This is a genomic window from Pseudomonas juntendi, from assembly GCF_021560075.1.
Lineage (GTDB): Bacteria > Pseudomonadota > Gammaproteobacteria > Pseudomonadales > Pseudomonadaceae > Aquipseudomonas > Aquipseudomonas juntendi.
The window spans coordinates 4,824,517-4,836,952 of the sequence record NZ_CP091088.1 but is presented as its reverse complement, the minus strand read 5'-3'; the positions used below and the strand labels follow the sequence as shown (position 1 = coordinate 4,836,952).

Annotated in this window: 11 protein-coding genes; 2 read left to right on the top strand and 9 right to left on the bottom strand. The window is 64.0% G+C overall.

Annotation, left to right across the window (positions count from 1 at the left end):
* Positions 1-59: 59 nt before the first annotated feature.
* A complete protein-coding gene (locus tag L1P09_RS22420) occupies positions 60-1,325 on the bottom strand; it encodes an Hsp70 family protein (RefSeq protein ID WP_235768133.1) in 1,266 nt (421 codons plus the stop codon).
* 175 nt (positions 1,326-1,500) lie between these two features.
* On the opposite strand from L1P09_RS22420, the gene cbpA reads away from it, so the two are divergent.
* A complete protein-coding gene (gene cbpA / locus L1P09_RS22415) occupies positions 1,501-2,454 on the top strand; it encodes a curved DNA-binding protein (protein ID WP_054904944.1) in 954 nt (317 codons plus the stop codon).
* A 2-nt stretch (positions 2,455-2,456) separates the two neighbouring features.
* Positions 2,457-2,762, top strand: a complete 306-nt coding sequence (locus L1P09_RS22410; protein ID WP_009683288.1) for a chaperone modulator CbpM — start codon at positions 2,457-2,459, stop codon at positions 2,760-2,762.
* Positions 2,763-2,830: 68 nt separating this feature from the next.
* On the opposite strand, the gene L1P09_RS22405 is transcribed toward L1P09_RS22410, so the two are convergent.
* From L1P09_RS22405 to L1P09_RS22370, 8 genes are all read right to left on the bottom strand, one after another.
* Positions 2,831-3,346, bottom strand: a complete 516-nt coding sequence (locus tag L1P09_RS22405) for a GNAT family N-acetyltransferase (RefSeq protein ID WP_029885713.1) — start codon at positions 3,344-3,346, stop codon at positions 2,831-2,833.
* Between the two features lie 31 nt (positions 3,347-3,377).
* Positions 3,378-4,076 carry an urea ABC transporter ATP-binding subunit UrtE gene (urtE, locus tag L1P09_RS22400; protein ID WP_232892823.1) on the bottom strand — a complete coding sequence of 233 codons (699 nt, stop codon included), beginning with the start codon at positions 4,074-4,076 and terminating at the stop codon, positions 3,378-3,380.
* Positions 4,077-4,222: 146 nt separating this feature from the next.
* Entirely contained in the window at positions 4,223-5,080 is an 858-nt protein-coding gene (gene urtD, locus L1P09_RS22395; RefSeq protein ID WP_235768132.1) for an urea ABC transporter ATP-binding protein UrtD, read from the bottom strand.
* Positions 5,077-6,156, bottom strand: coding sequence for an urea ABC transporter permease subunit UrtC (gene urtC / locus L1P09_RS22390; RefSeq protein ID WP_054904942.1), 1,080 nt, complete (start codon positions 6,154-6,156; stop codon positions 5,077-5,079). Before urtC ends, urtD begins: the two co-directional genes overlap by 4 nt.
* Positions 6,156-7,643 carry an urea ABC transporter permease subunit UrtB gene (gene urtB / locus L1P09_RS22385; protein WP_029885709.1) on the bottom strand — a complete coding sequence of 496 codons (1,488 nt, stop codon included), beginning with the start codon at positions 7,641-7,643 and terminating at the stop codon, positions 6,156-6,158. Before urtB ends, urtC begins: the two co-directional genes overlap by 1 nt.
* Positions 7,644-7,782: 139 nt before the next feature.
* Complete coding sequence (gene urtA / locus L1P09_RS22380; protein WP_029885708.1) at positions 7,783-9,048, bottom strand: urea ABC transporter substrate-binding protein; 1,266 nt, start codon at positions 9,046-9,048, stop codon at positions 7,783-7,785.
* A 184-nt stretch (positions 9,049-9,232) separates the two neighbouring features.
* Positions 9,233-10,639, bottom strand: coding sequence for a D-serine/D-alanine/glycine transporter (gene cycA / locus L1P09_RS22375; protein ID WP_009683281.1), 1,407 nt, complete (start codon positions 10,637-10,639; stop codon positions 9,233-9,235).
* Positions 10,640-11,013: 374 nt separating this feature from the next.
* Entirely contained in the window at positions 11,014-12,381 is a 1,368-nt protein-coding gene (locus L1P09_RS22370) for a PepSY-associated TM helix domain-containing protein (RefSeq protein ID WP_054904941.1), read from the bottom strand.
* Positions 12,382-12,436: the final 55 nt, after the last annotated feature.

The window sequence follows — 12,436 nt, the reverse complement described above, 5'->3', positions numbered from 1 at the left end:
ATAGATGCACTAACACCTCTCAGCTTGTAGCTTGTAGCTTGTAGCTTGTAGCTTGTAGCTTATCCGTACCGCTTGCGCGCTTCGATCGCCAGCCCACTACCAATACTGCCAAAGATATTGCCCTCCACATGCCGCGCATTGGGCAACATCGCCGACACGCTGTTGCGCAATGCCGGAATCCCGCTGGAACCACCGGTGAAGAACACCGTGTCGACCTGGCCTTCGCTCACCCCGGCCTTGGCCAGCAGCTCGCTCACGCTGCCGCGCACACGCTCCAGCAACCCCTCAATGGCCTCTTCGAACAGCACCCGGGTCAGTTCGGCAGACAGTTCAGGCTCGACCCGGTGCAGGTCGATGCGGCGGCTGTCGCGCTCGGTCAGTTCGATCTTGCTGGCTTCCACTTCCATCGCCAGCCAGTGCCCGGCACGCTGCTCGATCAGCTTGAACAGCCGGTCGATGCCGAAGCTGTCCTCGATGTCGTAGCGCATGCTGCCCAGCGCCAGCTGCGACTTCTGCGAGTACAGCGCGTTGATGGTGTGCCAGGTGGCCAGGTTGAGGTGGTAGCTGGTCGGCATCAGGGCGCCGCTTTTCATGCGGCTGCCGTAGCCGAACAGCGGCATCACGCCCTGCAGGCTCAGCTGCTTGTCGAAGTCGGTACCGCCGATGTGCACGCCGCCCGTGGCCAGGATGTCGCCCTGGCGCTCGGCCAGCAGGTGGCGCTCTGGCGACAGGCGGATCAAGGTGAAGTCCGAGGTACCCCCGCCAATGTCGACAATCAGTACCAGCTCTTCGCGGCTGATGGTCGACTCGTAGTCGAACGCGGCGGCAATCGGTTCGTACTGGAACGACACGTCCTTGAAGCCGAGCTTGCGTGCCACCTCGGTCAGGGTGTCCTCGGCCTCCTGGTCGGCGGCCGGGTCTTCGTCGACGAAGAATACCGGGCGCCCCAGCACGACCTGGTCGAACTCGCGGCCCGCGGCCGCCTCGGCACGCTTTTTCAGCTCGCCGATGAACATGCCCAGCAGGTCCTTGAACGGCAAGGCACTGCCCAGCACGCTGGTGTCGTGCTTGATCAGCTTGGAGCCCAGCAGGCTTTTCAGCGAGCGCATCAGGCGGCCTTCGTAGCCTTCCAGGTACTCGTGCAGTGCCAGGCGGCCATAGACCGGGCGCCGCTCTTCAATGTTGAAGAACACCACCGAGGGCAAGGTGATCTTGCCATCTTCCAGGGCGATCAGCGACTCGACCCCAGGGCGGTGCCAGCCAACCGTGGAGTTGGAGGTGCCAAAGTCGATGCCCAGGGCACGGGCCGGGGTTACGTCAGACATGGGAAAAGGCTTCCGGAGGCAAAACGGCCGCGCAGTTTATGCCAGTTGGCTACAGAATCAAGACCAGTCGTCTGCGATGGAGCAAAGCCAAGGCGGTCTTGAAAGGCTATGCTTGACCCCTATCTTCAGTAGCATCTTCAGTTGCAACACGCACTTTCACATTGGTGATCCACAGATGGACTTCAAAGACTATTACAAGATACTTGGCGTAGAGCCCACGGCGGACGAGAAGGCGATCAAGGCCGCGTACCGCAAGCTGGCACGCAAGTACCACCCCGATGTCAGCAAGGAACGCGACGCCGAGGAAAAATTCAAAGAGGCCAATGAGGCCTACGAGGTGCTGGGCGACGCGCAGAAACGCGCCGAGTTCGATGAGATCCGCAAGTATGGCGGCCAGCACGGCCGGCCATTCCAGGCGCCACCGGGCTGGGAAAACCGCGGTGGCGGTGGCGGCTTCGAGGGCGGCGATTTCTCCGACTTCTTCAGCTCGATATTCGGCAACCGTGGTGGCAACCCCTTCGGTGGTGGCCGGCAGCAGCAACGCAGTGCCGGCAGGCGGGGGCAGGACGTGGAACTTGAATTGGCCGTATTCCTTGAAGAAACCCTGAGCAAGGAGTCCAAGCAGATCAGCTTCCAGGTGCCGCAAACCAATGCCATGGGCCAGCGCACCGGTTTCACCACCAAAACCCTGAACGTGAAGATTCCGGCCGGGGTCACCGATGGCGAGCGTATCCGCCTCAAGGGCCAGGGCGCGCCGGGCAGTGGCGGCGGGGCCAATGGCGACCTGTTCCTGACCATTCGCATGGCACCGCACCCACTATTCGATGTTGAAGGCCATGACCTGATCATCACCGTGCCGCTGGCGCCATGGGAGGCTGCGCTGGGCACCAAGGTTGCGGTACCCACCCTGGACGGCAAAATCAACCTCACCATCCGCCCGGACAGCCAGAGCGGCCAGCGCCTGCGTGTACCGGGCAAAGGCCTGGCGAGCAAGAACGGTGAGCGCGGTAACCTGTATGCACAGCTGAAGGTGGTGATGCCGCCGGCATCCGACGAGTCTGCCCGCGAACTGTGGGCAAAGCTCGCCGAGAAAGCGGCGTTCAACCCGAGGACACAATGGAGTAAGTGATCATGAGCAGCACCCTGATCGTTCAACTGGACATGCGTACCCTGTGTCAGGAAGCCGATGTCACGGCGGACTGCGTGATCGAAATCGTCGAACACGGCATTGTCGAGCCTTCTGGCCGAACGCCAGAGGACTGGCTGTTTGACGATCAGGCGCCGTTGTTGGCCAAGCGCGCGGCCAAGCTGCACCGGGAACTGGAGCTGGAGTGGGAAGGGGTGGCGCTGGCGCTGGAGCTGTTGCAGGAAGTGCAGCAGCTGCGCAGCGAGAACAGCATGTTGAAGCAGCGGCTGGGCAGGTTTACCCAGATGTAGGCTTGCGCGCCGGCCTTTGTGGGAGTGGCCTTGTGTCGCGAAAGGGCCCTCCCACAAGCGGCCGCATTTCAGCCTGGTTCAGCTCCCGGGTTCAGTACCCGCTGCATGAAGGTCAAATCCAGCCAGCGGCCGAACTTCACGCCAACCTGGGGCATCTGCCCGGTCACCACGAAACCCAGCCGCTCGTGCAGGCGGACCGACGCCGCATTGCCACTTTCGATGGCCGCGACCATCACATGCTTGCCGCAGCCTTGTGCACGCTCGATCAGCGCCGCCATCAACACCGCCCCCAGCCCCTTGCCCCGCTGGTCGCCGCGGATGTACACCGAGTGCTCCACGGTCAGGCGGAAACCCTCGAACGGCCGCCAGTCGCCAAATGAGGCATAGCCCAGCACGCCCGTGTCATCCACAGCCACCAGGATCGGATAGCCCTGCTGCGCACGTGCTTCGAACCAGGCCTGGCGGTTGGCCAGGTCTACCGGGGTTTCGTTCCAGATCGCCGTGGTAGTGCGCACGGCGTCGTTGTAGATATCGAGGATGCCCGGCACGTCGGCGGGCAGGGCATCGCGCAGCTGGTAACTCATGACAGGGTCTCGCAAGTACGGTGCTTGCAGGTTAAATGGTTACCAGGCCGCGCACACCCTCGGCTTGCATGTTTTCGCCGCGCCCGCGCTGCACGATCTCGCCACGGGCCATGACCAGGTACTGGTCGGCCAGCTCTTCGGCAAAATCGTAGAACTGCTCCACCAGCAGGATCGCCATGTCCCCCCGTGCGGCAAGGCGCCGGATGACGGCGCCGATTTCCTTGATGACCGACGGCTGGATGCCTTCGGTCGGTTCGTCGAGGATCAGCAGGCGCGGCCGGCTGGCCAGGGCGCGGCCGATGGCCAGCTGTTGCTGCTGCCCGCCAGACAGGTCGCCGCCCCGGCGCTGCTTCATTTGCTCAAGCACCGGGAACAGCTCGTAGATGAAGGCTGGCACTTCGCGGGCCTCCCGCGCGGGGAAACGCGACAGGCCCATCAGCAGGTTCTCCTCGACGGTCAGGCGCGGGAAAATCTCACGGCCCTGGGGCACGTAGGCGATGCCGGCGTGTACGCGTTGCTGGGGTTTGAGCGCGGTAATCGGCTTGCCTTCCCATTCGATGCTGCCATCCCGGGCGGGCACCAGCCCCATCAGGCAGCGCAGCAGGGTAGTCTTGCCGACCCCGTTGCGGCCCAGCAGGCAGGTCACTTCGCCGACTTTGGCTTCGAAGGAGAGGCCGCGCAGAATGTGGCTGCCGCCGTAGTATTGGTGCAGGGCGTCGATCTTGAGCATGTTGGTGTTCCTGAAAGTGTTGCTGTGCCTGTGCCGGCCTATTCGCGGGTGAACCCGCTCCTACAGGGACCGCACAGATTTCAAGACTTGTGCATTACCTGTGGGAGCGGGTTTACCCGCGAATAGGCCGGCACAGGTATCCCTGTCTAGCGGCCCAGGTACACCTCGACCACCCGCTCATCCGCCTGCACCTGCTCCAGCGACCCTTCTGCCAGCACACTGCCCTGGTGCAGCACGGTCACGTGGTCGGCGATGCTGCCGACGAACCCCATGTCGTGCTCGACCACCATCAGCGAATGCTTGCCGGCCAAGCCCTTGAACAGCTCGGCGGTGAACTCGGTCTCGGCATCGGTCATGCCCGCCACGGGTTCATCCAGCAACAGCAACTGCGGCTCTTGTACCAGCAGCATGCCGATTTCGAGGAACTGCTTCTGCCCGTGCGACAGCAGGCCCGCCTGGCGCTGGGCCAGCGGCAGCAGGCGCAAGGTGGTCAGTACCTCTTCGATGCGCTGGCGCTGCTCGCCGCTCAGGCGCGCAGCCAGGCTGGCCCATACCGATTTGTCGGTCTTCAGCGCCAGCTCCAGGTTCTCGTACACCGTCAGCGCCTCGAACACCGTGGGTTTCTGGAACTTGCGGCCAATCCCGGCTTGGGCGATCTGGTACTCGCCCAGGCGGGTCAGGTCGAGGGTGTCGCCAAAGTAGGCCGTGCCGCTGTCTGGGCGGGTCTTGCCGGTGATCACGTCCATCAGGGTAGTCTTGCCGGCGCCATTGGGGCCGATGATGCAGCGCAACTCACCCACCCCGATGTACAGGTTGAGCGCGTTCAGCGCCTTGAAACCGTCAAAGCTGACACTGATGTCTTCCAGGCTCAGCACCGTGCCGTGGCGGGTATCCAGGCCCGCCTTGCGGGTGTGGCCCAGGCTAATGGCGTCGCGGCCGGCGCCGAGCGGGTCGAATACCGGTTCAAGCATGAATTCGGGATGCACCGGGGGCACGCCTCTCATGGCTGGCTCCTTTTTTTCAACAGGCCGACCACGCCCTTGGGCAGGTACAGGGTGACGAGAATAAACAGCGCACCGAGGAAAAACAGCCAGAACTCCGGGAAGGCCACGGTGAACCAGCTTTTCATGCCGTTGACCAAGCCGGCGCCGAGCAACGGCCCGATCAGCGTGCCACGGCCACCAAGGGCTACCCACACGGCGGCTTCGATGGAGTTGGTCGGTGACATCTCGCTGGGGTTGATGATGCCCACCTGGGGCACGTACAGCGCCCCGGCCAGGCCGCACAGCACGGCGCTGAGCACCCATACCAGCAGCTTGAAACCGCGCGGGTCGTAGCCGCAGAACATCAGCCGGTTCTCGGCGTCGCGCACTGCGGTCAACAGGCGGCCAAACTTGCTGCGGGTCAGCCGCCAGCACAGGTACAGGCTGGCCAGCAGCAGGCCGACCGTCAGCAGGAACAACACGGCGCGGGTACCTTGCGCGGTGATGTCGAAGCCCAGAATGGTGCGGAAGTTGGTGAAGCCGTTGTTGCCGCCGAAGCCGGTTTCGTTGCGGAAGAACAACAGCATGCCGGCGAAGGTCAGGGCCTGGGTCATGATCGAGAAGTACACACCCTTGATCCGCGAGCGGAAGGCGAACCAACCGAACACCAGCGCCAGCAGCCCGGGGGCCAGCACCACCAGGCACAGGGCCCAGACAAAATGCTGGGTTCCGGCCCAGTACCATGGCAGCTCGGTCCACGACAGAAAAGCCATGAACCCGGGCAGGCCGTCCCCGGCCGCCTGGCGCATCAGGTACATGCCCATGGCATACCCGCCCAGGGCGAAGAACAGGCCGTGGCCCAGTGACAGCAGGCCGGCGTAGCCCCAGACCAGGTCCAGGGCCAGGGCGACGATGGCGTAGCAGAGAATCTTGCCGACCAAGGTCAGGGTATAGGCCGACACTTGCAAGGCGTGGTCCGCCGGGAGCAGCGACAACAGCGGCAGGGCGACCAGCAGCAGGGTGACGACGGCGCCGATGGCCAGCGACAGGCGCGGCCCGGCCTTTTGCGTAGCGGTGACTAGCAGTGGCTGGTTCATCAGTCGATTACCCGTCCCTTGAGGGCGAACAGGCCTTGCGGGCGCTTCTGGATGAACAGAATGATCAACGCAAGGATGAGGATCTTGCCGAGTACGGCGCCGATCTGGGGTTCCAGCAGCTTGTTGGCAATGCCAAGGCCGAACGCCGCCCACAGGCTACCGGCCAGTTGCCCGACCCCGCCGAGCACCACCACCAGGAACGAGTCGATGATGTAGCTCTGGCCCAGGTCCGGGCCGACGTTGCCCACCTGGCTCAGGGCTACGCCGCCCAGCCCGGCAATGCCCGAGCCAAGGCCGAAGGCCAGCATGTCGACGCGCCCGGTAGACACACCGCAGCATGCCGCCATGTTGCGGTTCTGGGTCACCGCCCGCACGTTCAGGCCCAGCCGCGTGCGGTTGAGCAGCAGCCAGGTCAGCAGCACCACCGCCAGGGCGAAGCCGATGATCACCAGGCGGTTGTAGGGCAGCACCAGGTTGGGCAGCAGCTGGATGCCGCCCGACAACCATGCCGGGTTGCTGACTTCGACGTTCTGCGCGCCGAACAGCAGGCGGATGGCCTGGATCAGGATCAGGCTGATCCCCCAGGTGGCCAGCAGGGTTTCCAGTGGGCGGCCGTACAGGTGGCGGATGACCGTGCGCTCCAGCGCCATGCCGACCCCGGCGCTGATAGCGAAGGCCACCGGCAGGGCGATCAGCGGATAGAACTCGATGGCACCCGGGGCATAACGCTGCACCAGCACCTGGACCATATAGGTGCTGTAGGCGCCGAGCATCAGCATCTCGCCATGGGCCATGTTGATCACGCCCAGCAGGCCGAAGGTGATCGCCAGGCCGAGCGCCGCCAGCAGCAGGATCGACCCCAGCGACAGGCCACTGAACGCCTGGCCGAGCAGCTCGCCGAACAGCAGCTTGCGCTGCACCTGGGCCAGGCTGGTTTCGGCAGCGGTGCGCACGCCCGGGTCGCTTTCCGCGTTGGGTTGCAGCAGCGCTTCAAGGCGGGTGCGGGCCAGCGGGTCGCCGGTTTCCCCCAGCAGGCGTACGGCGGCCAGGCGTACGGCGGGGTCGCTGGCGCCCAGTTGCAAATTGGCCAGGGCCAGGCCCAGGGCTGCGTGTACGGCAGCGTCCGGCTCGCTGGCGAAGCGCCGGTCGAGGAACGCCATTTGCGCCGGTTGTGCGCTTTTTTGCAGTTGCTGGGCGGCAGCCAGGCGGGTGTCGCTGTCGTCGCTGAGCAACTGGTGGCTGGCCAGGGCATTGTCGATCAAGCCGCGCAGGCGGTTGTTCAGGCGCAGCTTGCGGGTGTCGTCGGGTGCGATGCGGCCCTGGCGCAGGTTTTCCAACAGCGGCAGGCGTGCAGCATCGGGTTGCGCTGCCCAGTTTCCGAGCAGTTGGGCCTGCTCCGCGGGCTTGGCGGTGAGGAAGAATTCGCCCTCGCTGGCGTGGGTTGCCAAGGGCATTAGCAGCAGAAGTGTGAGCAGGAGTCTGAGCATGCGGGCAATCCTGGAAATCGGTGTTGGATTCTTCGCGCGTAAACCCGCTCCTACAGGGATTTCACCGGTCCAGAGGGCAGTGGGGATCCTGTGGGAGCGGGCAAGCCCGCGAATGGGCTGCAAAGCAGCCCCCCTGCACTCAGTTACCTTTCACGGCGTAATCTGGCCGCTTGTCATTGCCTGGAATGAACGGGCTCCATGGCTGCGCCCGCAGCGGCTGCTCGGTTTCCCAGACCACGCTGAACTGCCCGTCATCCTGGATCTCGCCGATCATCACCGGCTTGTGCAGGTGGTGGTTGGTCTTGTCCATGGTCAGGGTGAAGCCTGACGGTGCCTTGAAGGTTTGGCCGGCCAGGGCCTCGCGGACCTTGTCCACGTCGGTGGACTTGGCTTTCTCGACCGCCTGGGCCCACATGTGGATGCCCACGTAGGTGGCCTCCATCGGGTCGTTGGTTACCGCCTTGTCGGCACCGGGCAGGCCTTTGGCCTTGGCGTAGGCTTTCCAGTCGGCGACGAACTTCTGGTTGACCGGGTTATCCACCGACTCGAAGTAGTTCCACGCCGCCAGGTGGCCCACCAGCGGCTTGGTATCGATACCGCGCAGCTCTTCTTCGCCCACCGAGAACGCCACCACCGGCACGTCGGTGGCTTTCAGGCCCTGGTTGGCCAGTTCTTTGTAGAACGGCACGTTGGAGTCGCCGTTGACCGTGGAGATGACCGCCGTCTTGCCGCCTGCGGAGAACTTCTTGATGTTGGCGACGATGGTCTGGTAGTCGGCGTGGCCGAACGGCGTGTACACCTCTTCGATGTCCTTGTCGGCCACGCCCTTGCTGTGCAGGAAAGCCCGCAGGATCTTGTTGGTGGTGCGAGGGTAGACGTAATCGGTGCCCAGCAGGAAGAAGCGCTTGGCGCTGCCGCCGTCTTCGCTCATCAGGTATTGCACCGCAGGGATGGCTTGCTGGTTGGGGGCGGCGCCGGTGTAGAACACGTTTGGCGACATCTCTTCACCCTCGTACTGCACGGGGTAGAACAGCAGGCCGTTGAGTTCCTCGAACACGGGCAGCACCGACTTGCGCGACACCGAGGTCCAGCAGCCGAACACCACCGCGACCTTGTCCTGGGTCAGCAGCTGGCGGCTCTTCTCGGCGAACAGCGGCCAGTTGGAGGCCGGGTCGACCACCACCGGTTCGAGCATCTTGCCGTTGACCCCGCCTTTGGCGTTGATTTGCTCGATGGTCATCAGCGCCATGTCCTTGAGCGACGTCTCGGAAATGGCCATGGTCCCCGACAGCGAATGCAGGATGCCGACCTTGATGGTCTCGGCGGCCTGGATACTCCAGCTCAGGCCCATTGCCGCAATCGATGCGCTGAGGGTAAAGGCCTTGATCAGACTGCGACGCTTCATGTGCTCTCTCCGCTGGTTTTTATGTGTTGGGCAAGCGGGAGGAGCTTTGCAAGGGGTGTGCCTAACGGCGAAACGGGCGGGATAGAGCCGTGGTGCGAGGTGTTGGGGCGTTGGCGCGGGCCAGCATAGTGCTTGTGGGGTTTGCGTGCACAGGATTGGGGCTGCAACGCAGCCCCCAAGGTCATTAACCGTTGCGCACTGTGGAACGCGGCTGACGGCGGCTGCGCACGCCCTGGTAAGTGGATGCCAGCAACAGGAACCAGATCGGCGTTACCACCAGCGCCGAGCGGGTGTCGGCCTCCAGGCTCAGCAACACCAGGATGAAGGCAAAGAACACCAGGCACACGTAGCACATGAAGCGCCCGCCCGGCATCTTGTACTTCGACGCCTGGTGCAGCGCCGCCCGTTGCTTGCGGTACTTCAGGTACGACAGCAGGATCAGCGTCCAGACGAACATGAACAGCACCGCCGACACCGTGGTCACCAAGGTGAATGCCTCGACCACGTTCGGCACCAGGTAAATCAGCACCGCCCCTAGCAGCAGGCAGGTGCAGGAGAAGTACAGGCCGTTGGCAGGTACCGAGCGGCTGGACAGTTTCTCGAACGCCCTGGGCGCATCACCTTCCTGCGACAGGCCGTACAGCATGCGGCTGGTGGAGAACACGCCGCTGTTGGCCGACGAGGCGGCCGACGTCAGCACCACGAAATTGATGATGCTCGCCGCGGCCGGCAGGCCGGCCAGCACGAACAGCTCGACGAACGGGCTCTTGCCCGGTACCACGTCGCGCCACGGGGTCACCGCCATGATCGCGATCAGTGCCAGCACATAGAACACGATGATGCGTACCGGGATCGAGTTGATCGCCCGCGGCAGGGTGCGCTCGGGGTTTTTCGCTTCGGCAGCGGTGGTGCCGACCAGCTCGATGCCGACGAAGGCGAACACGGCGATCTGGAAGCCGGCGAAGAAGCCCATCACCCCGTTGGGGAACATGCCGCCGTCATTCCACAGGTTGGCCAGCTGCGCCGTGCGCCCGCTGGGCGAGGTGAAGCCGGTGATGACCATGTACAGGCCGGTGGCGACCAGGCCGAGGATGGCGACGATCTTGACCAGGGCGAACCAGAACTCCAGCTCACCGAACATTTTCACCGTTACCAGGTTCAGCGACAGCAGCAGCGCCACGCAAGTCAGCGCGGGTATCCACTGCGGCAGGTCGGGGAACCAGAACTGTGTATAGGCGGCGATGGCGACCACATCGGCGATGCCGGTGACCACCCAGCAGAACCAGTAGGTCCACCCGGTGAAGTAGCCAGCCCAGGGCCCGAGCAGGTCGGCGGAAAAATCGATGAAAGACTTGTAGTTGAGGTTCGACAGCAGCAGCTCGCCCATGGCGCGCATGACGAAGAACAGCATGAAGCCGATGATCATGTAGACGAAGATGATCGATGGGCCGGCCAGGCTGATGGTCTTGCCCGAGCCCATGAACAGGCCGGTGCCGATCGCGCCGCCGATGGCGATGAGCTGGATATGGCGGTTGGTCAGGTTGCGCTGCAGATGCGGTTCATCTGGCGCTGTGGGTGAGGTTTGCGTCATAGGCAGCATTCCCTTGTAAAGGTCAGTCTTCTTGTCAGAGGTAGCCGGCTAGGCTAACACGGGCGTCCCAATTCGGGGCGTGACAGATCGACTCTGCATTTGGGTAGCAGTGTGATGCCTGTGCCGCCCTCTCTACAAAGCCAACGCAGTTCGTTGTAGGAGCAACGGTCTTTCCCAAAATTTGACAAGCCTGCGCGATTCATTGTGGGAGCGGGCAAGCCCGCGAAGCAGGCGACGCGGTGTCTGGCACCGGCTGCGCCGGTGTTCGCGGGCACGCCCGCTCCCACAAGTGGAGCGGTGAATGGCAGCTTCTGCTCCTACTCGTGCTCTAGGCACCTACGGCATTCAGCTTGTCATTCACCGCTCACGCACAATTAGGCGCTGGCCAACACCCGGCGGCGCCTCACCACCAGGCTGTCCACCGCCCACATCACTACCATCGACACCCCCACCAGCGGGAACATCACCCCCAGCACCAGCATCACCGCCACCGCTGCCTTCCAGCGCGGCAGGTCATGGCGCAGCGGCGGTACGCCCAGGCCGCCCTCGGGCCGGCGTTTCCACCACATCACCAGCCCGCTCACCGAGCCCAGCAGGATCATCAGGCACACCAGCAGGATGATGACCTGGTTGACCACGCCAAACATCCTGCCTTCATGCAGCATCACCCCCAGTTCGGTGGCGCGGGCGACCGGGCTGTAGTCCTGCCAGCGCACGTCGGCCAACACCTTGCCGGTGTACTGGTCGACATGCAGGGTGGCGTCATTGCGCGGGTCATCGGCGAACACGGCGACGGTGAACACCCCATCGGCGGTGGTGGGCAGGGTAATGCTGTAGCCCGGCTCGACCTGCCGCGCGGTGGCGATGTCTTCGACCTGCTGCAGGCTTACCTGCGGCGCTGCCGGTTTGGCCGACATCATGTGGTGCCCGGCGTGTTCGGCATGCGCGCCAGACTGCGGCATGGGCGTATTTTCCATGGCCCACGGCACGGTCTGGCGGTGCGCGTCGTTCAGTTCGCCTGCCTGCTGGTCCGACTTGGGCACGTTGGTCCACATGGCCGCCGGGAAGCGGTTCCACAGCTCGGCGTACTGCTTGCCCCACAGGCCGGTCCAGGTCATGCCGCTGAGCAGCATCAACAGCAGCAAGGCCGAACCCCAGAACCCGGTTACCGCATGCAGGTCGCGCCACAGCAGGCGGCCACGTGCCGACAGCCGGGGCCACACTACCCCTGCGCCGGTGCGCCCGCGCGGCCACCACAGGTACAGGCCCGAGACCACCAGCACGATGCCCCAGCCGGCAGCCAGTTCCACCAGACGGTCACCGACGGTGCCGACCATCAGTTCGCCATGCAGGGCACGGGCGATGGCCTGCAGGTTCAGCTTGCCGTCCTGTTCGCCGAGGACCTTGCCGCTGTAAGGGTCAACGAAGACGTTCAATTCCCGCCCGCCGTCATGCACCACGAACTGCGCGCTGCGCTCGGCATTCAACGGTGGCAGGTATTGGCCCACGTGGCCCTTGGGGTAGGCCTGGTGCACCTCGGCCAGCAGCGTATCGGCGGCCTGGCGATGATGGCCGGCTTCGACCACCATCAGATCGCGGTACAGCACTGGGTCGAGTTGCGGCTTGAACAGGTAGATGATCCCGGTGATGGCCAGCAGGATCATGAAGGGGGCCACGAACAGCCCCGCATAAAAGTGCCAACGCCAGGCCAGGTTATAGAAACTGATGCGTGTTCCTCTCATGGGAACCTCCTTTTGACCCGCAGATGGGCGCAACCGAAGCTGCGCCCGTGGTTAG